General features: G+C 55.9%; 19 protein-coding genes and 1 pseudogene. 12 read left to right on the top strand and 8 right to left on the bottom strand.

Translation table 11 applies throughout. The features are described 5' to 3' along the window. Positions 1-41 precede the first annotated feature (41 nt). The 3 genes from BMZ67_RS14590 to BMZ67_RS14580 all read left to right on the top strand — a co-directional run bounded on the left by BMZ67_RS14590 (position 42) and on the right by BMZ67_RS14580 (position 2,716). On the top strand, positions 42-281 hold the full coding sequence (locus tag BMZ67_RS14590) for a DUF2970 domain-containing protein (protein ID WP_092023991.1): 240 nt from the start codon (positions 42-44) through the stop codon (positions 279-281). 286 nt (positions 282-567) lie between these two features. Beyond that, complete coding sequence (locus BMZ67_RS14585) at positions 568-2,220, top strand: nitrite/sulfite reductase (protein ID WP_092023989.1); 1,653 nt, start codon at positions 568-570, stop codon at positions 2,218-2,220. After that, a complete protein-coding gene (locus tag BMZ67_RS14580; RefSeq protein WP_092023987.1) occupies positions 2,213-2,716 on the top strand; it encodes a DUF934 domain-containing protein in 504 nt (167 codons plus the stop codon). The genes BMZ67_RS14585 and BMZ67_RS14580 overlap by 8 nt, the downstream gene beginning before the upstream one ends. A gap of 87 nt (positions 2,717-2,803) precedes the next feature. Here BMZ67_RS14580 and BMZ67_RS14575 read toward each other — a convergent pair whose 3' ends face one another. Next, complete coding sequence (locus BMZ67_RS14575) at positions 2,804-3,802, bottom strand: YhdH/YhfP family quinone oxidoreductase (protein ID WP_092023985.1); 999 nt, start codon at positions 3,800-3,802, stop codon at positions 2,804-2,806. A gap of 28 nt (positions 3,803-3,830) precedes the next feature. Further along, complete coding sequence (gene sohB / locus BMZ67_RS14570; RefSeq protein ID WP_092023983.1) at positions 3,831-4,901, bottom strand: protease SohB; 1,071 nt, start codon at positions 4,899-4,901, stop codon at positions 3,831-3,833. Positions 4,902-5,194: 293 nt separating this feature from the next. On the opposite strand from sohB, the gene BMZ67_RS14565 reads away from it, so the two are divergent. Continuing rightward, positions 5,195-5,509, top strand: a complete 315-nt coding sequence (locus BMZ67_RS14565; protein WP_092023981.1) for an SCP2 sterol-binding domain-containing protein — start codon at positions 5,195-5,197, stop codon at positions 5,507-5,509. A gap of 146 nt (positions 5,510-5,655) precedes the next feature. Here BMZ67_RS14565 and BMZ67_RS14560 read toward each other — a convergent pair whose 3' ends face one another. The 4 genes from BMZ67_RS14560 to BMZ67_RS14545 form a co-directional block, all read right to left on the bottom strand. Beyond that, positions 5,656-7,362, bottom strand: coding sequence for a FimL-related protein (locus BMZ67_RS14560; RefSeq protein WP_092023979.1), 1,707 nt, complete (start codon positions 7,360-7,362; stop codon positions 5,656-5,658). A gap of 267 nt (positions 7,363-7,629) precedes the next feature. Then, positions 7,630-8,334 carry a DNA polymerase III subunit epsilon gene (dnaQ, locus tag BMZ67_RS14555; RefSeq protein WP_092023978.1) on the bottom strand — a complete coding sequence of 235 codons (705 nt, stop codon included), beginning with the start codon at positions 8,332-8,334 and terminating at the stop codon, positions 7,630-7,632. Positions 8,335-8,346: 12 nt separating this feature from the next. Further along, the gene (gene rnhA, locus BMZ67_RS14550) at positions 8,347-8,790 is read right to left on the bottom strand and encodes a ribonuclease HI (RefSeq protein ID WP_092023976.1); all 444 of its coding nucleotides are present in this window, start codon (positions 8,788-8,790) and stop codon (positions 8,347-8,349) included. Further along, the gene (locus BMZ67_RS14545; RefSeq protein ID WP_092023974.1) at positions 8,780-9,571 is read right to left on the bottom strand and encodes a class I SAM-dependent methyltransferase; all 792 of its coding nucleotides are present in this window, start codon (positions 9,569-9,571) and stop codon (positions 8,780-8,782) included. Before BMZ67_RS14545 ends, rnhA begins: the two co-directional genes overlap by 11 nt. Before the next feature lie 98 nt (positions 9,572-9,669). On the opposite strand from BMZ67_RS14545, the gene gloB reads away from it, so the two are divergent. The 8 genes and pseudogenes from gloB to BMZ67_RS14510 all read left to right on the top strand — a co-directional run bounded on the left by gloB (position 9,670) and on the right by BMZ67_RS14510 (position 18,892). Then, entirely contained in the window at positions 9,670-10,464 is a 795-nt protein-coding gene (gene gloB, locus BMZ67_RS14540) for a hydroxyacylglutathione hydrolase (protein ID WP_092023972.1), read from the top strand. Between the two features lie 173 nt (positions 10,465-10,637). Further along, positions 10,638-12,365 carry a LysM peptidoglycan-binding domain-containing protein gene (locus BMZ67_RS14535; RefSeq protein WP_092023970.1) on the top strand — a complete coding sequence of 576 codons (1,728 nt, stop codon included), beginning with the start codon at positions 10,638-10,640 and terminating at the stop codon, positions 12,363-12,365. A gap of 75 nt (positions 12,366-12,440) precedes the next feature. After that, positions 12,441-14,216: an extracellular solute-binding protein gene (locus BMZ67_RS14530; protein WP_245749993.1), complete on the top strand. Its 1,776-nt coding sequence runs from the start codon at positions 12,441-12,443 to the stop codon at positions 14,214-14,216. Between the two features lie 69 nt (positions 14,217-14,285). Next, positions 14,286-15,371 (top strand): microcin C ABC transporter permease YejB, encoded by a 1,086-nt coding sequence (locus tag BMZ67_RS14525; RefSeq protein ID WP_092023966.1) that lies wholly within the window; start codon positions 14,286-14,288, stop codon positions 15,369-15,371. 11 nt (positions 15,372-15,382) lie between these two features. Then, entirely contained in the window at positions 15,383-16,402 is a 1,020-nt protein-coding gene (locus BMZ67_RS14520; protein WP_092024165.1) for an ABC transporter permease, read from the top strand. 3 nt (positions 16,403-16,405) lie between these two features. After that, positions 16,406-17,182, top strand: a pseudogene (locus BMZ67_RS18870) (ATP-binding cassette domain-containing protein); the annotation flags it as partial. Further along, positions 17,162-18,043 carry an ATP-binding cassette domain-containing protein gene (locus BMZ67_RS18865; protein ID WP_425434248.1) on the top strand — a complete coding sequence of 294 codons (882 nt, stop codon included), beginning with the start codon at positions 17,162-17,164 and terminating at the stop codon, positions 18,041-18,043. The pseudogene BMZ67_RS18870 and the gene BMZ67_RS18865, both read left to right, overlap by 21 nt. A gap of 63 nt (positions 18,044-18,106) precedes the next feature. Next, on the top strand, positions 18,107-18,892 hold the full coding sequence (locus BMZ67_RS14510) for an enoyl-ACP reductase FabI (protein ID WP_092023962.1): 786 nt from the start codon (positions 18,107-18,109) through the stop codon (positions 18,890-18,892). 47 nt (positions 18,893-18,939) lie between these two features. On the opposite strand, the gene BMZ67_RS14505 is transcribed toward BMZ67_RS14510, so the two are convergent. Beyond that, complete coding sequence (locus tag BMZ67_RS14505; protein WP_175481935.1) at positions 18,940-19,320, bottom strand: PilZ domain-containing protein; 381 nt, start codon at positions 19,318-19,320, stop codon at positions 18,940-18,942. A gap of 58 nt (positions 19,321-19,378) precedes the next feature. After that, a complete protein-coding gene (locus BMZ67_RS14500; protein ID WP_092023958.1) occupies positions 19,379-21,199 on the bottom strand; it encodes a DUF1631 family protein in 1,821 nt (606 codons plus the stop codon). Positions 21,200-21,316 lie beyond the last annotated feature (117 nt).

Genomic DNA, 21,316 nt, shown 5'->3' with positions numbered 1-21,316 from the left:
ATGGGCTAGCCTTTCCTGAAAGCTTGCAAGGAAAGAAGCCCATGACGCGCCAGGCAACCCCCCGGAATACCCAAACGCCAAACTCTCGTTCGCCATCCAGGCCAGGCATTCTGAAAGTTATTCAGGGTGTTCTTGCCGGAGCCTTGGGCGTGCAGTCCAGTAAACGGCGAGAGGAGGACTTCTCCAGCCAAAGCCCTTGGCCCTACATCATTACTGGTGTCGTTTTTACTGTACTGTTTGTGTTGACGCTCGTGGTGGTGGTTAAGCTGGTTATTCCCTGAACTACTGGCCGGAGACCCACGTCACTGCAAAGGCAACCATCAGTAGGATCAATACGACTGCAGCCACAGAATCAACCTGACTGTCGGTGCGGACACTCTTTTTCATGACGCCTTCCTTTTTGTTTTATAAGTACTCTTCAATCTAGGTTGGGATCTTTGATTCGTCCAATCTATATCTCTAAAACCGATAACCATATTTGGAAATAATCATTTTAAGAATATAGCGGTAATGCTATTCTCCCCCACCGCAAAATAGCCCGAAATCTCTTTAGCAGGACGTACCGCTATGTATGTTTACGACGAACACGATCGGCTGATTCTGGCCGAACGGGTTGCCCAGTTCAGGGACCAGACCGACCGCGCACTGGCCGGCGAATTGAGCGAAGACGAGTTTCTGCCTCTGCGCCTCCAGAATGGCTTGTATGTCCAGCGCTTCGCGCCAATGCTTCGTATCTGCGTACCGTACGGCATGATGCGTTCCGGACAGCTTCGTCGCCTGGCACGTATCACCCGTGACTACGACAAGGGCTATGCACACTTCACCACCCGCCAGAACGTGCAGCTCAACTGGCCGGCGCTTGAAGATGTGCCCGACATTCTGGCAGAGCTTGCCGAAGTTGAGATGCACGCAAACCAGACCAGTGGTAACTGTATCCGTAACACCACCACGGACCAGTTCTCAGGCGTTCAGGTGGACGAAGTTGTGGATCCTCGTCCCTACTGCGAGATCATCCGGCAATGGTCAACCTTCCACCCGGAGTTCGCGTTCCTGCCGCGTAAGTTCAAGATTGCTGTCAACGCCTCAGAGCACACCGATCGCGCAGCGATTCAGGTTCACGACATCGGTTTGCAGGTCGTCAAAAACGACGCCGGCGACCTGGGTTTCCGGGTTCATGTGGGCGGCGGTTTGGGGCGTACCCCGATGGTCGGTCCTGTCATCCGCGAATTCCTGCCAGAGCATGACCTGCTGACCTATCTTGAGGCCGTTGTCCGCGTTTACAACCGCTATGGCCGCCGGGATAACAAGTACAAGGCGCGGATCAAAATCCTCGTCAAGGCCCTGAGTCCGGAAGGTTTTGCTGAAAAAGTTGAGGCGGAATGGGCGCACCTTAAGGGTTCTCCAACCAAGCTTACCGCTGAAGCCATTGAGCGTGTTCAGGCTTACTTCACTGAGCCAGCATACGAAACGGTTGCCGATCAGTCCGATGCGTTGGCAAAACTGCGGTTCGAGAACAAGGCTTTTGATAACTGGGTTGGCCGAAATGTCGACTCCCACAAAAAAGCCGGGTATGCGATTGTGACACTCACCATGAAAGCGACCGGTACACCACCGGGCGACGTCAGCGACCGTCAGCTTGAGCAGATTGCGGATCTTGCCGACCAGTTCAGCTTTGGTGAGATACGGGTTACCCATCAACAGAACGTTGTTCTGGCGGATGTGCGGCAAGACCAACTCTTTGAGCTTTGGCAGGCCATCATCCCGATGGGCTTCGCGACACCAAACCTCAATACACTTACCGATATCATCTGCTGCCCTGGCGGTGACTATTGCGCACTGGCTAATGCAAAGTCGATCCCGGTCGCTGAATCCATCCAGCGTCGTTTTGACAACCTCGACTTCCTGTACGACCTTGGCAACATTGATCTCAATATCTCAGGCTGCATGAACGCTTGCGGTCACCACCACGTCGGCAACATCGGTGTGCTTGGAGTAGATAAGAAGGGCGAGGAGTTCTACCAGGTCAGCCTTGGCGGCTCATCACAGCATGACGCCACCATCGGTAAAATTCTGGGCCCCTCTTTCGCTCAGGAAGACATGCCAGACGTCATCGAGAAGATTGTTGACGTGTATGTGAAGAACCGAAACGACGAAGAAGAGTTTATCGACACCTACCGCCGTATTGGTATCGATCCGTTTAAGGAGCGTGTATATGCCTGACATTATCAGCAAAGACGGTTCAATCAACGCCGACAACTGGACTGTGGTAGCGCGCCCTGCCCCTGGTGATTCGCTGGACCTTCCCGAAGGCCCTGTGCTTATCCCGATGGACCTATGGATCGCGGGACAGGAACACTTTTCCGGTCGTACCGATGTGGGCGTCTGGCTTGAAAGCCATGACGAACCGGAAGCCCTGGATGGCCTGGTAAACGAGTTGCCGGTGATCGCCGTTAACTTCCCCAAGTTCAGTGATGGCCGCGGATACAGCATCGGGCGCCTTCTGCGGGAGCGGTTCGGCTATCAGAATGAACTTCGAGCCATTGGTGACGTCCTGCTCGACCAGCTGCAGTTCATGAAGCGCTGTGGCTTTGACGCCTATGCCCTTCGGGAAGACAAGGACGCCAGCAAGGCGGCTGCTTGCCTGAACTTCTTTAGCAACAGCTATCAGGCAGCAACGGACACTGACGTCCCACTGTTCCGTCGTCGCGCTTCCTGATTCGGTCGACTCAAAAAAAAAGAGGGCCCAGCAAACGCTGGAGCCCTCTTTTTTTTGAGATGTCTCACCTCGACTAAGGGTTACTGATCAGAGTGAATGATCAAGGACGACCTTTCCGACCGACTCGCCTTTGAGGAATGAACTGAGCGAGCCAGCAAGCTCAGCGCGGCCGATGGTTCGCCGGTGCTGCTCTGTGACCGGACAGGCCCATTCGCCAGACAGCATTTCCCAAACCGCCACTTTGTCCTCAAGCGGTATTTCAACTGAATCGACCCCGAGCAGGTTGACGCCCCGAAGTATAAAAGGCAGCACGGTGGTCTCTAGCTGAGCGCCGGCAACCAAACCGCAGCAGGCGACGGACCCCCCTGGTTGAATTTGCTTGAGCAACTCGGCCAGCGGCGCGCCACCAACTGTGTCGATGGCGTTGGCATACGCCGGCTTCAGTAACGGTCGGTTGCCCGGGGTAAGGGTCTCGCGACCAACTACCTCCTGGGCGCCCAATTCGTTAAGTAGGCTCTGCTGGTCGGCTTTGCCGCTGATGGCAACCACATCAAACCCCAGCCCTGCCAGAAGCTCAACGCAAACACTGCCAACGGCGCCGGTAGCGCCGGTTACAGCGACCTTGCCCTGCTCCGGCTTGGCGCCAGCCATGAGAATCTTGCTGACGCACAACCCTGCTGTCAGGCCAGCGGTGCCGTAGGTCATGGCCTTGAGCCCATCCCAGCCGTCAGGCATCGGCACGCACCAAGCTGCGGGTACACGGATATATTCTCCAAACCCACCGTCGGTGTTCATGCCAAGGTCATAGCCCGTCACAATAACGTGTTGTCCTACCTTGATACGGTCGTCGGCTGAGGACACCACGTCGCCAAACGCATCAATGCCCGGCGTATGTGGGTATTCTCGGGTAACCGCGCGATTTCCAGAGGCAGACAGGGCGTCTTTATAATTCAGGGATGAATAGTGGACCTTGATCAGCACATCATGCTCCGGCAGATCAGCCACCTTGCGGGTAACCTCTTCGCCCCGGAATTCACCGTCCTGCTCTGAGACCTGCCACGCTTTGAATTGAGTGTCTTCAGCCATTGCTCTGCCGTCCTCTGTTTGTGATTTATTATTGAATATTCTGATTACGGAATGTGCCAACGATGCGCCAGAATGAATGCTCGATTGCTGAGCTGGTCGCCAACCCAAGGCGTTCCGGCAGGGAACGCCTTTGATGGAAGCCAACTGCAACGACATCCGCCCGTTCGCAGGCTGCCAACAGATATTCGTCAGAAGTCATCACTTCATCAATAAGATGAACGTCCAATGCTCGCTTGCCAAACCAAATGTCGCCGTTGGAAACCGCGTGTATGTCTAGAGCTGGCCGGCGCTCACCGACGTATTCCTTGAACAGAACGTGGGTGTCCTGCAGGTCATCCAGGAATTTCTGCCGCCCTTTCTCGGTGTTTTCACCAAAGACAGTCAGGGTTCGCTTGTGCTCCCCGGCGGTGAGCACCTCAAAATCGACATCGTTCTTCTTCAACAAACGATGGAAGTTAGGCAGTTGGGCGACAACCCCAATCGAGCCGAGAATGGCGAAGGGGGAGGCGATGATACGGTCGGCAACGCAGGCCATCATGTAGCCACCACTCGCGGCGACCTTATCAACACAAACCGTCAGCGCCACTCCTTTATTGCGGATGCGATCCAGCTGAGCCGCCGCCAGGCCGTAGGAGTGCACCAGTCCGCCGCCGCTTTCCAGACGGACAACCACTTCATCGGTTCCTGCCTCAGCAACGCTAAGCACACCAGTCACGGACTGCCGAAGCATGTCCGTATCGCTGGCCTTTATGTCACCGTGGAAATCAAGGACAAAAACCCGCGGCTTGCGTGGCGCACCTTCGTTGTCAGTGGTCGATTTGGCCCGCTGCTTTTTGGCTTTTTGCTCTGCTTTGAGCCGCTTCTTTTCGGACTTTTGCCACTGCTTGCGCTGTTCATCGTCCATCAGTCTGGACTGAAGGGCTTCTTTCAGGCGTCGGTACCGGTCGTTAAGCTTCCGGGTACGCAGCTCCCCTTCTCCTTGCTGATCCCCACGATCCTTCTGGGCCGCCGACGCGATGACTGAGATGATAATGATCAGCGCCACGACGACGGTAGCAACCTTAGCCAAGAACAATCCATAATCTGACAGAAATTCCAAAGCCTTTCTCCAACTGAGACTTGAGTTCAAGGGAGTTGATTGTAACTGAGGGGGAGCAACTAACAAGCTTGAGCAAGGCTGTTTGCGGTTCTTTGTTCGCTTGGCCTGAGGCGACAAAAACTGAAAAAATTAAAACAAGCGTTCGATCAAGCTTGACAGCCAACCACCATCCCCATAAAGTCGAATTGCGTTGCCGGGATATTGAACGCTTGCTCATTTCAGTCGTAAAGGCCAGAGCGCGCCGGCAAATACTCAAAAAAGAGCGAAAGCCAAAAATACTAGAAGGTAAAACAATGTCTGTAGCACAGGTCTTTGAAACACTTTCCCAGAATTTCAACGCAGACGCCGCTTCTGGCCTGGATCTGGTATTCCAGTTTGCTATCGAAGACGACAGCACTTACCACCTGGTCATCAACGACGGCACTTGCCAACTCGTTGAAGGTGAAAACGATGATCCGTCTGTTACCCTGATCATGAACACTGACACGCTGAAGGGCATCGTTTCCGGCGAAACTGACGGCATGCAGGCTTTCATGGCTGGTCAGCTGCGCGCTGAAGGCGACATGATGCTGGCAACCAAGCTGGGTGAACTGTTCACCATGGGCTAAGTTCCAGCCTGCTTTAAAAAAACCTGCCAGCTGGCAGGTTTTTTTATGTCTTGTGCATTTCGATCACAGAGCCGTGAGGCGGTAGCCACGAACATTCCGCCAAGCAGGGAAAGCACGCGACTACCAACGAGGAGGATAAGGCTTAATTACAACCCTACATCGTCAAGAGAGGACTCAGCGAGTTTCAGCAGATCCGGGTTTCGCTCTTCCCGGGTGCCAATGCACTCGATGTAATACTCCAGCGACGTTAATGCGTCTGCGAGCGCTTCAAGAATCTGGTTTGACGGCGCCTCTTTCTCATCGAGAAGCTTGGTCTGGATGGAGCTTGCTACCCGTCCAAGCACACTGGCCGCTTCCTCGTCATCAACCATCTTCAATCCGCCCCAGATGCTATGGAGGGTTGCCGGCAAGTTGGCGAGATGGAGCTTTTCAAAGTCTGATTCGATAAATGCTGTGATGGCCCGCTTGGCGAGGGTCAGAGCCCCTTTCGCCTCGTCCCCCACAACAAATAACGCTTCACGGAGATAGAGCGAACTGTCACGGGTATTGCGGGCAGCGGCGAGCGCATCAGTCTCAGAGGTGATACCCCGGGTTTCCATCTGGGCGATGGCGCTCTCGATAGCGAGAACAGAATCGGCCAGCGTATACAGCTCTTCTTCCCCGGGAAGACGTGAGTCTTTTTCCCACTGCCGCAGCTTCACAGCTTCTGCGCGCGATGCTTTCGAAAGCTGGTTGAGGTCAAGCATAACCAGCGTATTGGCCAGGCGCTCGAGGGTCTCGGCAATGGAGGCAAGCTCGGCCAGGTCGGGTTCGATGCCTCGCTCGATAATGTCGAGCTTATCCTTAAGTTGGTTCAGCTCTTCCTGTAGCGCCTCGGAAAGCGACTTGAGCACGTCGGAACCCGGTCCGTAGAGGCGCTTACTGTGCGCCTCAAACATGGAGTCCGAGTACTCTGCCGGAGCTGTACCGAACCCGGCAAGAATATCGATGACTTCCGGGTTGGCCGAGCCGCTGCGGTACAGCAGGTAAACCAGGTCTTTAATTAACGAATCCGGGGCGTCCTTGGCGGTGGCTACCCGGCCGACATAAACGATTTCGCGGGTGTATCGTTCGATGCGCATCAACATGCGTTTTCGTGCTTTGGAAAAGCCCATCGCACGATCAAGCATGGTGTCTGCAACGGTGGCGACGAGGCACCACATCTGAGCCATCGACCCTCGCCCGCACAATTGGACAAATCCCCGGGCAGAACGACTGATCAGCTTCAGGCTCACAACGTCGCTGCGGTTGCGAAGTGCGCTCAGCAGTGCCACCTGAAAGGTCAGGCGCATCCGGCGAGCCATCACTTCGAAGTCGCGTTCATTGCCTTCAAACGGCGCTACCTGGATATGACTGCAGAAATCAGGGCGGTGCTTGGCATCAAGATCGAAAAAGCCAGATTCGGGATAGGGCTTTTCCTTGCGTGCCTCGCGCAGGTCATTAATCACCGGCAACAAAAGTTCAGGGTGATCCTCACGCTGCTGGTGGTAGTACTCAACGTAACGCCGGAGGATGAAAAGTGCGGTGTTCAGCGTGGTGAGCAGGACGTTCTTGTCGTCATTAGCTCCGACTGGGACATCGTTGGCGAGCGCTACTGCTTCTTGGCATAACAGCGCCCCACCCCTCAGTTCAACAAGGACGAAAATCCCGCGCAGCTGGTTGATGAAATCGACACAGTTCTGCAGATCTTCCCCGCTGTCACGGTTTTCCTGGAAGCGTTCCAGGCTGGCTTCAGCCTGGCGGATGGTCTGCCCAATTTCATCTTTGACCAAGTCAAACGACTGAGATTTCGTCGCTAGAGACGATTGAACCATATACGCTTCCTGTACCTGTTTGCGGCGCCAAGCCGCTTCCTCTTTCTTATTGGGGCCGTGTTAGCTACGGGCGATGCGCTGACGGTTCGCCGACTTATGCCCAAGCCACTCCCTGACCGAACAGCGCGCCACGTAAAAAACTGGCGAACTGACCATTACTTATAACACAAAACTCATGTTCCTCAAGAAACCCTAAGTGTAACAATAAGTACACTCAGACCCAGTTCTCACCGGCAAGGCACTTGGTAACAGATCCGAGGCACTGAACTAGGGCTCGAGTTTGCCCCACAGTGTTTCGCCGGCGGCCTTCTCGATAACGCCCATCAGCTCGGCGTGGGCGGCCTCCTCTTCTGCTCCCGCGTGGACAACTTTTAGAGCTGGGCGGCTGGACGAGAGGCGACGAATGCCCCCTGACTCCCCTGAGTTCTCATCGCTGTCGTCAAGAGTCAGTGCGGTCTGCCCCCCGGTTAGCAGCAGGTAGACGTCCGCCAGTATCTCCGCATCGAGCAAAGCGCCGTGAAGCTCACGACTGCTGTTGTCGACACCGTACCTTTTACATAGGGCGTCGAGGTTGTTTTTCTGACCCGGATGTTTTTCCCGGGCGATGGCCAGGGAGTCAACGATGCCACAGTGGTCCGCCGTTTTCCGGACCGGCCTGAGGCGGGCAAACTCGGCATCCATAAAGCCGACGTCAAACGCTGCGTTATGGATGACCAGTTCGGCGCCTTTTATAAAATCGAAGAACTCTTCAACGATGTCTTTGAACAGTGGTTTGTCGGCAAGGAACTCGTTGGTAATGCCGTGAACGCTTATTGCTTCGGCCTCAACCTCGCGTTCGGGGTTGATATAAACGTGGTAATGCCGGCCAGTCAGCTGGCGCTCTATCAGCTCGACGCAACCAATTTCAATGATCCGGTGACCATCGTTCGGGTCAATGCCTGTGGTTTCTGTATCGAGTACTATCTGTCGCATTGGTAATCCTGATTAAGCCGAGGTCAGTTCATCCACGCCGCGATTGGCCAACTCATCGGCAAGCTCGTTGTCCGGAATTCCAGCATGCCCTTTAACCCAGTGCCAGGTGACCGTATGGCGACCCACCTCTTCATCAAGGGCCTTCCATAAGTCGTCGTTCTTCACTGGTTTTCTCGCCGCTGTTTTCCAGCCGTTCTTTTTCCAGCCTTTCATCCATTCCGTGATGCCCTTGCGGACATACTGGGAGTCGGTGTAAAGGTCAATTGAGCAGGTTCGGGTCAGGGCGCGAAGCCCTTGAATGGCGGCCATTAATTCCATGCGGTTGTTGGTGGTGTTCCGTTCACCGCCATGAAGGGTCTTCATTGCGTCACCGTACCGCAGAACTACCCCCCAGCCGCCCGGCCCTGGATTGCCCTTGCAGGCGCCGTCGGTATACATCACTACCTTATTTTCCATTCACTCCACCGTTGTCACGGATACATCCTCGCGAGGCGCCAATCGCGGTGGTGCCAGGAAGCGCAATCACATTGCCCTGGCGCCAGCTCCGCCTGGTTTGCACCGGAGCCCCCACTCGTTTGGTGGCAAGGATACAGTAATAGGCGCCCACGGGAAGGATTCCCTGATCAGCAATTCTATCAAGGAATGGGAAGCCGCCGCTGGGGCTGAGGTTCTTCAGGGGCAAATGGAGAAAATAGCTGCCAGAGCGATCGATCCCGAGATCAAGAAGTCGCAACCAATCCTCCATCCGTGACCGCAGGATAAACCGCCCACCCCAGGGACCGTTATGACTTCGGCTCAGAAGCTTTCGCAAGCCCCAGAGGCTGACCGGATTAAACCCCATGTGCAGTAGCTGCCCGCCGCCTTTTAGAACCCGACAGGCTTCGCGAACCACCTGATGGGGGTACGCAGAAAAGTCTGCGCCATGATGCAGGATCACAAGATCCATGGATTCACTGGAAAATGGAAGCTCGTCGTTGTCGCAGACCGCCACGCCATCGGGCATATGGCGACTCCACTCGGGGGTGGTCACGACTTTGTGGGTGAAATCGAGCCCGGAGGTCAGTGGCAGGCGGTGACTCAGCCCCATCTGCAATAGCCGGGCACCCGGCGCAATATCGGCCAGAACGGAATCAACGCACCGTCGCTGATCGGCGATAAGCGCTCGCCCCAGAGGGGTCTGGAACCAATGTTCAAAATTCCGAAGGCGCTCGGCATAACCCAGCCGTTCTGAGTCCATAGCTGACACCACCTCACTCCGGTAAGCCCGGGCATTGGGCTAAATGAACGAATGTTTTATGATAGCAGTCACATCAACTGGTTAACATCGGGGTAACCATGCTGTCGATCTCTGCAATCCCAGCCTTTAACGACAACTACATCTGGTGCCTTTTCGACAGTGACAGTCGCAAAGCTTTGGTGGTTGACCCTGGTGATGCGCGTCCAGTCATTGCCTACCTCGACGAACATGGCCTCACTCTCGACACCATTCTTGTGACTCACCACCACCCCGATCATGTCGGCGGCATCGCGGAACTGGTGCGAGCCCTGGGGCCAGACCGAATAGTCGCGCCATCGGACTCCCCCTTCAAGGCCGCCTCAGAAACGGTTTCGTCCGGCGATAGACTTATCTGGCGAAACGTGACTTTTGAGGTGATGGCTGTACCGGGGCATACCCTCGATCATGTTGCCTATTTTTGCCCTTCACCGGTGGATGGCTGCCCGGCGCTGTTCTGTGGCGACACCCTGTTCGTCTGCGGCTGCGGCCGGCTTTTTGAAGGGACGCCGGCTCAGATGCGGGCATCCCTTGAGCAGTTCCTCCAGCTAGACGATGACACCCGGGTTTACTGTGCCCACGAATACACTTTGTCGAACCTTAAATTCGCCAGGAACCTGCTACCCGCCGATCAAGCCTTGGCGGATTTTGAGCGCGAATGTGAGGCGCTTCGTCAAGACGGGACCCCCACTGTTCCCGCTCTTCTTGGCAGAGAAAAGCAGCTCAACCCGTTCCTGCGCTGGGATGACCCTGCAGTCATCGCCGCTGCCACTCGCTACGCCCAGAGCCACAACCTTTCCTGCGACGGTCCAGACCAGGTATTTGCGGCAGTAAGGCACGGCAAGGATCATTTTTGACGCGAAACCGCGTCAACTGCACGTCCCTTAACAAAAGGTGTCGGTGAAGTAACGCGAGTCTTCTTGACCGCAGAAAATCGCATCCCATAGAATTCTGTACACATTTACAAGCTATCCCATTCATAACATTAAGATTCAGGTTCTTACGGGAATTTGAACCGGGCCTTCGACTTATGATGTCACGACGTTTTGCGACAATCCTCTTCGCCAGCACGCTTACCGCTGGTTGCAGCAGCCTGTCTTCCCCAACGGGTTCGTGGTGGAACTCCTCAGAAGATCAAGAGGATATGCTGCTTTCTTCAGACAACCTGCAAGTTGCCGCCGGGGATGAAGGGTTGGTGCGCTCAGTCGAGTCCGGCAATGATGGCGAGGTGTCAGGATCCGGTATTGATGATTCCATCGACCCGGAACTGCGTGCAGCGGCGGAGAGAGCGCGGGAGTCGCTGGAAGACATTCCTCCGCAAGTCGAGCCGTCAATGGCAAACAACGATCTGTGGCAACGACTCCGAGACGGATTTGCCCTGGATCTATCGGTTACCAATGAGCGCATAGAGCAACAGCTCAACTGGTACGTTAACCACCCTTCATACATTCGCCGGGTATCGGAGCGGGCCAGTCGCTACATGCACTATATCGTTGGTGAGGCTGAAAAGCGGGGCCTCCCGACTGAGCTTGCGCTGTTGCCCGTCGTTGAAAGCGCATTTGACCCGTTCGCCTATTCCCATGGGCGTGCAGCGGGCCTCTGGCAGTTCATTCCATCAACCGGCAAGTATTTTGGCCTGACCCAAAGTTGGTGGCATGACGACCGGCGTGACATCCTGGCGGCCACAGATGCTGCGTACACTTACCTGGACAGGCTCGCCACTCGTTTTGACGGGGATTACACCCTCGCGCTGGCCGCCTATAACAGCGGCGGTGGCACTGTTTCCAGTGCAATTCGTCGCAACCAGCGCGCCAACAAGCCAACGGATTTCTGGGCTCTGGACCTGCCGCGAGAGACCCGCCATTACGTTCCGAAATTGATCGCCCTGGCGAAAATTTACCAGGACCCGGCGGCGTATGGCATCGAACTTCCATCGCTGGACAACCAGCCCTACTTCGAAGTCGTCGAAACCGGCTCGCAACTTGATCTCGCGCAGGCCGCAACCCTGGCCGGAGTCAGTATCGACGAGATCTACCTGCTCAACCCATCCTACAACCGTTGGGCGACCAACCCAGATGGCCCGCACCGGTTGCTTGTCCCCACCGAGAGTGCTGAACAGTTCCGCCAAGGGCTCAACGCCCTGCCCCCCGAGCATCGGGTTTCGTGGCAGAACTACAGTGTTGAATCCGGTGACAGCCTGATTCGGATTGCACGAAAGTTCGGTACCACCACCGACGTCATCAAAGAAGTTAACAACATGAACGGTGACATGATTCGCATTGGGCAGCGCCTGCTGATCCCAACGGCAAGGCAAGGAACGTCCGCCTATGCGCTGAGTGAAAGCCAGCGGCTCGCTTCCACCCAAGCCCGTGGGGGTCGCAGTGGAAACGGTCAAAGGCTTGAGCACACCGTCCGCTCTGGCGACACCTTCTGGGACATTGCCCGTGAGAACGGCGTCACGGTTCGCCAGGTTGCCGCGTGGAATGGCATGGCTCCAGGCGACCCGCTCAGGGTTGGCCAAAAGTTGGTGATCTGGTCCCAGAACGCTTCGCCGGCAACCGTTGCCAGCGCCCGCAACAGCTCCATGGTTCGCCGGGTGGGTTACCAGGTGCGCCGTGGCGATTCCCTGTCCGCCATTGCCAACCGTTTTTCGGTCAATGTGAGGGACATCGCAAGCTGGAATAACCTTAATACTTCGCGCTATCTCCAACCCGGACAAAGTCTGGTACTCTACGTGGATATTCGTAACGCCAACTAACCATTACAAAAATCCACAAGTGCGAGATCCATGGTAAGAAACAGGACGAATTCATACCGTAATGCTCTTTCCTTGATGGCTGCTGCACTATTCGGGTTCAGCAGCCTGCCACTTTCCGCAGACCAGGTCGCCCCACAGCACGCCCTGGCGATGCACGGAGAACCCGCTTACCAGGCGGACTTCCCTCACTTCGATTACGTCAACCCCGATGCCCCCAAAGGCGGAACCCTGCGACGGGGCATCGTGTCCAACGGGTTTGACTCGTTCAACCCCTTTGTTATCGGTACGATCGCCGCCGTCGGGATCAACACGTACCTGTACGATACCCTGATGGTTCAAAGTGCTGATGAGGCATTCAGTGAATATGGCCTGATCGCGGAATCGGTAGAAACTCCGGATGATCGCAGCTATGTCGTCTTTAATCTGCGGGAAGAGGCACGCTTTCACGACGGCGCCCCCATAACCGCCGAAGACGTCAAGTTCACCTTTGAACTTCTGACCACCCAGGGGCACCCCTTCTTCCGAAGCTACTATGCGGACGTTAAGGCCGTCACCATAGAGGGCAGTCACCGAATCCGGTTTGACTTTGGTGATAGCGAGAATCGGGAGCTCCCACTCATCCTCGGCCAGATTCCGGTACTTCCCAAACATTACTGGGATGACCATGAATTTGGAAAAAACGGACTGACCCCACCGGTTGGCAGTGGTCCCTACCGGATCGGGAATTTCGATGCCGGTCGATCAATTACCTATTCGCGGGTTGATGATTACTGGGCCCAAGAACTCCCAGTACGCAGGGGCTTTTTCAATTTCGACCATATCCGGTTCGACTATTACACTGACGATACCGTCGCTCTCGAAGCCTTCAAGGCAGGGAACTATGACTTCCGCCTTGAGAGTTCGGCAAAAAATTGGGCAACAGCCTACACTGGCGACAAGTTTGACCAGGGACTGATTCGCACTGAAGGCCTGGAGCACCACCGCCCCGTTGGCTTGCAGGGGTTTGTTTACAATACCCGGCGCCCACAGTTTGCAGACCCTCGGGTTCGTGAAGCCCTTGCCTATGCGTTCGATTTCGACTGGGCTAACACCAACCTGTTCTATGGGCAGTACACCCGAACTGACAGCTTCTTCGAGAACAGTGAACTGGCTTCACGCGGACTGCCAACACCCGAGGAGCTTGAGATTCTCGAGCCCTTCCGCGATCAGTTGGCGGCCAGCGTATTTACCGAGCCGTATAATCCGCCAAGCACCACGGGCGACAACAGCTTGCGGGGCAATCTTCGCATCGCCATGCTGAAGCTCAAGGAAGCTGGCTATGAAATCCGTGATCGCAAGATGGTCAATGTTGAGAGCGGAGAGCCCCTGACCTTTGAAATCCTTCTGTTCCAGAAGACCTTTGAGCGGGTTGTGCTTCCCTTCAAAGCCAACCTCGAAAAGCTGGGAATAGACGTTGCAGTCCGGATGGTCGACACCACCCAGTACATTCAGCGGGTGCGTAGTTTCGATTACGACATGATTACCCAGGTACTTGGCCAGTCTGACTCACCAGGGAATGAGCAGCGGGAATACTGGTCCTCAGAGACCGCGGACATGGTCGGCTCCCGGAACTATATGGGAATCAATGACCCGGTTGTCGATGAACTGGTTGACCAGGTAATCCAAGCGCCGGATCGGGAGTCCCTGATACACCGTGTTCGCGCCCTGGACCGAGTGCTTCTCCACGGTTTCTACGTCATCCCACAATGGCACCTGGCCATGGACCGAATTGCCTATTGGTCCCAGCTGAACAGGCCGGAAACCATTCCCAAAAACGGGATTGATCTCGATAACTGGTGGATTGAGCAATAACACCATGAACCAGTTCCGCTCTGCCCTACGGCAGGAAAGCCCCCTCTGGTTGCGGGGGGGGCGCTGACTATGGGCGCTTATATCCTCAGACGGTTGGCCCTGATCATACCAACCCTCATTGGCATTATGCTGGTGAACTTCATCATTGTTCAGGCGGCTCCTGGCGGGCCGATTGAACAGTTTGTCGCTCAGATGGAGGGGCATGGGGGCGGAGCACTCACCCGTGCCGGTGGCGGCGGAGGCAGCGAAGTGTCCGGTGGCGATGGGGCATCCGAAAGCCGGGGCACCCGGGGCATCCGTCCGGAATTGCTTGAGGAACTGGAGCATTTATACGGCTTCGACCAGCCTGCCCCTGAGCGTTTCATGAAAATGCTTGGTGACTATGCCACCTTTAATTTTGGTGATTCTTTCTATCGTGACCGCTCGGTCATCGACCTGATCCTCGACAAAATGCCTGTCTCGATCTCGCTGGGGCTCTGGTCCACCCTCATTATCTACCTTATTTCCATCCCGCTGGGGATCAAGAAAGCCGTCACCAACGGTTCCCGTTTTGATGTCTGGAGCAGCTCCGCGATCGTGGTCGGATACGCCATCCCCGGCTTCCTGTTCGCCTTCCTGCTGATTGTCCTGTTTGCGGGGGGCAGCTACTTCGACTTGTTTCCGCTGCGAGGTCTGACATCACCCGACTGGAACGAGATGTCCTGGCTGCAAAAGGTCGGCGACTACTTCTGGCATCTCGCCCTGCCGGTTACTGCCAATGTCATTGGCGGTTTCGCTACTCTCACCTTGTTGACCAAAAACTCCTTTCTGGATGAAATCGGTAAGCAGTATGTGGTGACGGCCCGCGCCAAAGGGCTTGAGGAACGGCAGGTACTCTACGGTCACGTCTTCCGTAACGCCATGTTGATCGTCATCGCCAGTCTGCCGGGTGTGCTGGTGTCTCTTTTCTTTACCAGCTCGCTGCTGATTGAGGTTATCTTCTCGCTGGACGGTTTGGGGCTGCTCGGGTTTGAAGCTGCGCTGAACCGCGACTACCCGGTTCTGTTTGGAACGCTCTACATCTACACACTGATTGGCCTGGTGCTGAAACTGGTGAGCGACATTACCTATGTGCTTGTCGATCCCCGTATCGACTTTGAAAGTCGGGAGGGTTGATGATGGCCATCATGAACCTTTCCCCCATCCAGCAACGCCGGTTATCGAACTTCCGGAATAATCGGCGGGGCTACTGGTCTCTTTGGCTTTTCCTTGCGCTGTTCGTCCTCTCCTTAGCCGCAGAGCTGATTGCAAACGACAAACCGCTGGCGCTGTCCTATAAAGGGGACTGGTATTTCCCTTTATTGGAACACATTCCAGAAGAGACCTTTGGTGGCTTTTTGCCCACAGAAGCGGACTATCGGGACCCCTTCATCAAGGATGAGATCACCGCAAACGGCTGGATCCTGTGGCCACCGATTCGCTTCAGTTACGACACCATCAATTACGACCTGGATGTACCGTCACCGGCGCCTCCGTCTGGCGAAAACTGGCTTGGCACCGATGATCAGGGACGGGACGTCGCAGCACGGGTGATTTATGGTTTCAGGATCTCGGTTCTTTTTGGTCTGATCCTGACCATCTTGAGCAGCCTTGTGGGCGTGGCCGTCGGTGCGCTCCAGGGCTATTACGGCGGTAAGGTGGATCTGCTTGGCCAGCGCTTTATTGAGGTGTGGTCAGGACTTCCTGCGCTTTACCTGCTCATTATCCTCTCCAGCATTGTGGAACCGAACTTCTGGTGGCTGCTGGGGATTATGCTGTTGTTCAGCTGGATGGGGCTGGTGGATGTGGTTCGCGCGGAATTCCTTCGTGCCCGCAATTTTGAATACGTGCGTGCTGCACGGGCGCTGGGGCTGGGTAACCGCAAGATTATGTTTCGGCATATCCTTCCGAACGCGATGGTCGCCACGCTGACCTTTATGCCATTCATTTTAACCGGTGCCATTACCGGGCTGACTTCCCTGGACTTCCTGGGGTTCGGCCTCCCCTCGGGATCGCCGTCGCTGGGAGAGCTTATCGCCCAGGGCAAATCCAACCTCCACGCGCCTTGGCTTGGCATTTCCGCTTTCGTCAGTCTCGCACTGATGCTGACGTTACTGGTGTTCGTTGGTGAAGCCGTTCGTGATGCGTTTGACCCCAGGAAGAACTAGGCCATGGAAGAATTGCTGAGCATTTCCAACCTTTCCATACGGTTCAACGACGGGAAAAACGTTGTTGAAGATGTATCGTTATCCCTTCGGGCAGGTGAAACGCTGGCGCTGGTTGGCGAAAGCGGATCCGGAAAGTCCATCACCGCCCTCTCCGTCCTTCGCCTTCTCGATGGACGGCACGTCCAATACCCAACGGGTGAAATCCGCTATCAGGGAGAAGACCTGCTCAAAGCTCCGGAACAGCGGCTTCGTCAGGTACGTGGACGTACCATCAGCATGATCTTCCAGGAGCCAATGACCTCGCTGAACCCACTCCATACAGTGGAAAAGCAGATCACTGAAACCCTGGCGCTGCACATGGGTATGCGGGGGCCGCAGGCAAGGCAGCGTTGCATTGAACTACTGACCCTGGTTGGAATCCCCAATCCGGAAGAGCGACTGGGCAGCTACCCCCATCAACTGTCCGGTGGGCAGAAGCAGCGCGTCATGATTGCCATGGCGCTGGCCAATGAGCCCGACCTGCTGATTGCCGATGAACCCACCACCGCGTTGGATGTCACCGTTCAAAAGCAAGTACTGGAACTTTTGGGCGATCTGCAAAAGCGGCTGGGTATGTCGGTGTTGCTGATCACCCACGACCTCACCATTGTCCGCCGCTATGCTGACACCGTTGCGGTGATGGAAAAAGGCCGGCTGGTGGAAAAGGCGGATACGGAGTCCCTGTTCTCTCAACCAGCGCACGCTTACACCCGGAAGCTGTTGGCCTCGGAGCCCAAGGGAACGCCTCCGACGCCTTCCACCGCGGACGCCCCCCTGCTCACCGTCAAAGACCTGAATGTGCGCTTTCCGACCTCAAAAACCTGGCTTGGCAAACCAAAGACCTGGTTTCAGGCCGTTCAGGACGTGGGTTTTTCCGTCAATCCGGGTGAAACGCTGGGGATTGTGGGGGAAAGTGGCAGCGGCAAAACCACGATTGGACATGCCCTGCTCAAACTCACAGCCAGCGAAGGCGCGGTCGAGCTGAACGGAAAAAACCTGGCCAACCTTAACCAAAAGCAGTTCCGGCCCTATCGGCGACGGGTTCAGATTGTGTTTCAGGATCCCTTTGGAAGCCTGAGCCCGCGGATGTCCATTTCAGAGATTATCCGCGAGGGACTGGAGATCCATGAGCCCGACACCCCCGTCAGTGAGCATGACAATAAAGTGGTACAGGCACTTGAGGACGTCGGGCTCAATCCGGAAGACCGTCACCGCTACCCTCATGAGTTCTCAGGAGGGCAACGGCAGCGCATTGCCATCGCCCGAGCGCTGGTGCTGCGGCCAGAACTGATCATTCTCGATGAGCCAACTTCGGCCCTTGATCGTACCGTTCAAAGCCAGGTTATCGAGCTGCTACTGGACCTCCAGTCGCGCTACCGCATCAGCTACCTGTTTATCAGTCATGACCTGGCGGTGGTTCGCGCCCTGAGCCACAAGCTTCTGGTCCTTCGCCATGGTGAAATCGTGGAATATGGCGATGCCGCATCTATCTTTGCCCAGCCACAATCGGACTACACTCGGGAGCTGCTGTCAGCTGCCTTCTTCTACCAGCACGCCGGTAATGGCGACACCGACGCTGTGGCCGGGACTACGACCAATTGAGCGTAACCCCGTCACACAGCTTCGGGGATAATACTTGAACATTGCTACTCAGGGAGACATCAAATGGGAATTCTCAGCGGCAAGAAAGCGCTGATTGTAGGCGTAGCCAGCAAACATTCCATCGCGGCCGGTATCGCGGAAGCGTTTTATCAACAAGGTGCCGAGCTGGCGTTCACCTACCAGAACGACAAGCTCAAATCTCGGGTTGAGCAGTTCGCCGAGGGCTGGGGAAGCTCCCTGACATTCCCTTGCGACGTAGCCAGTGACGAAGAAATTGAAAACGTCTTCAAAGCCATCGGGGAGCACTGGGACAAGATCGACATCATTGTTCATTCCGTAGGCTTTGCGCCCGCGCACGAACTTGACGGCAACTATGTCGATGTCACGACCCGTGACGGCTTCCGTATTGCCCACGACATCAGTTCCTACAGTTTTGTCGCCCTCGCCAAAGGAGCCCGCCAGATGCTCAGCGACAATAGCTCCCTGCTGACCCTGAGCTACCTTGGCGCCGAAAAGGTGTTGCCGAACTATAACGTGATGGGTTTGGCTAAAGCGTCGCTGGAGGCCAACGTTCGCTTCATGGCTTCAAGCCTGGGGCAGGACGGGGTTCGGGTCAACGGCATCTCCGCCGGGCCGATCAAGACCCTGGCAGCGTCCGGTATCAAGAGCTTCCGTCGGATGCTTGCGGAAAATGCCAAGCGCGCACCGCTGGGGCGTAACGTTACTCAGGAAGAAGTCGGTAACGCAGCCGCGTTCCTGTGCTCCGACCTGGCCAGTGGCGTAACCGGGGAAATCATGCACGTTGATGCCGGTTTTAACGTCACCGCCATGGGCCAGCTGGACGACTAAGTTCAGTTTGGCTTCAACCCGGGAGCCGTCTTCCGCGCTCCCGGGACTCATTCACCCGCCATCGCTTCCGCAACCGCTTCAATCCAGTCCAGGAATCGGACATCCTCAGATTCAGCCATTCTAAGCCCGATTAACCAACGTTCTTCCCCGGCATTGGTCGCTTCGCACCAAACCACTTCACACACCAGCTCGAAAGGCCTCTCCTCGGGTGAGAGTTGTACCTTCGCGTTTAACAGGGCGCCAACCCTGACTGACTCAGCGGTCTCTATACGAATCCCATGTGCCGACACATCACGGGTATAGGATGTGACCGTGTGTGCGGATAGCCTCAGCTCAGGGTCTGCAGCCTCTAGCTCAATCTCAACTTTAGCGCGCCCCGTTAAACGGTACTCGGAACGCTGTTCACGATCGCCGGCACTATGCTTCATCCATCGGTTTCCCTTCCAGAATCGAATTCGACGGGCTCTCTGGTATTCTAGTCGTTCTTTAGTGCTTACCCATCCGGATTCGCCCGACCACCCGTGATAGGGCATCGTCAAACTCTGCCGCATCGCTGAGTACCCGCACCCGGCCCTCAACAAGATCGTCGATAAGTCCCTGTTCGGTATATTCCGTTCGGTTGAGGCCAAGACGATCGACAAACACCAATTTTTTGGTGGCTGCAATTTTTACCGCAAGCTTCAATCGGGTGGGCGAACTGTCAGTATCACTGTCATTAACAGCTATCCAGCTTCCCAGCTTCAACCCGTCGACACGTTCTCGCGCCTGGGACTCCATTTCCCGGCGAAGCCTGAGCGCTTCAGCGTCACGCTGCTCCTGCTGTCGTCGTTCACGTTCGGCATGCTCTCGTTCTATCTCCAGCCGCTGCATTTCCAGTTCGTTCCGTTTAGCGTCCTCAGCCGCTTCCACTTTCTTTCGAAGCGCATCGGCCTGCTCCCTCGCACGCTCGGCAGCAGCCCGGCGTTGCTGCCGTTGCTGATGGTACAGGGTGTCTAACGACTGGACGGTGTCACAGAGCAAATCCTCAAAGCCGTTGATCTGAGGCAGCAAGCGCAGTGCGCCACTGTTTCGTGCCTGAACAAACGTATGCCAGGGTGTTATGCCAAGTTTGGTGCCTGCCCCATTGGTCCAGAGCACTTCACTGGAGGCATCCAGAAACGCGGTAAAGAACCGCCGCTGTTCATGCGCCCCCACACCTTCAACGAACCACTGCTTGCTGACCGCTGCGAGATCGGCTGAGGATGGATTCTGGGTGGATAGCCAAGACTCGTCAAAGGTCTCCAAGCCGCCATCAAGCGCAGGAGCCAGCTCAAGTTCTTCGCCCCTGAGACGTGCGACGATTACCCCCTCAATGGCGGTCATAGCACCACTTGGTAGCGAACCACCCTGAACCCGTTCCCAGACTGACGACAAACTGTCGCCAATCTGCTCCCCTACCTTGTAGAGGCGCTCGGAGCTGCCATGGGACAGCGAGGGGTCACCAATCCAGGTCAACCACTGGAGTAGCTTGTTCGCATGACGCCAATCCGCACTCTCGGTTCCGGAGGCCAGCACGGCCTGACGCATCAGCGGCAGCCAATGGTTCCGGATGAAGCCTGAGATAACGGGTGGCAATTCCCGGTTGGTGAGTGCGCGGCCAATAGCCGCTCGCGCCACCTGCTCGGCCTGCCTTTGGCGTGCCATGCCGGTCTCCGATTCAAGCAACCGGACCTGGAGTTTGGCCGTACGCTCATGACGAGCCAGGGCATCGCTTTTCCACTGGTCACAAAAGCGGTGAAACGGTTCAAGTGACTGCGTTTCAAAGCTCGCAGATACCGCAATGACCATGCCTTCAAGCTGATCCAGCAAAACCCGTGATGAACGCCCTCCGGTATCACTCCAGCCGCGCCACTCACCCAGGCTGTCCAGCCACTCACACAGGTGGCCGTCAAACGCACTACCGCCCTCTTCGGATAACCGCCATGCGAGAAAGAACCTCAAACGGGCAACTTTTTGGACCAGGGCCAGGTGCAACCCCGAGGTTTTCAGCAAGACATCCATGACCCGGTCGGAGATATAGGCCGCATTAACCTGTCGGACAGTCCAGCAGACGGATACCGAGCGGAGTACGTGGGAGACCGTTTCGTTCCGTTGTTCACTCCAACAGGATAGCAACAGCGGACGCCAGTCCGGTTCCTGACCAGGGTCAACGGCCTTGATCGGGTACGGGAGATCCGGAATACGGATGCCCTGAATGATGGCGTCGGTTTTCTTCTCTAAAGCGGCGGTGTCCAGTCGTACTGGATTCTCATGGGTCGTCAATGACATTCAACATAGCGTCCGGTTCTGGATAAAAAGGCAATATCGCCGACAATCAGTTCATTACGTCATGAAAGCAGCGCTACTTCCACCTGTTTATGTAACCAACGAACATCTACCCGGATG

The organism is Marinobacter zhejiangensis (genome assembly GCF_900114775.1).
GTDB classification, from domain to species: Bacteria; Pseudomonadota; Gammaproteobacteria; order Pseudomonadales; family Oleiphilaceae; genus Marinobacter; species Marinobacter zhejiangensis.
Note: the sequence above shows the minus strand (reverse complement) of the source record. Positions and strands in the feature narration are given on the sequence as shown.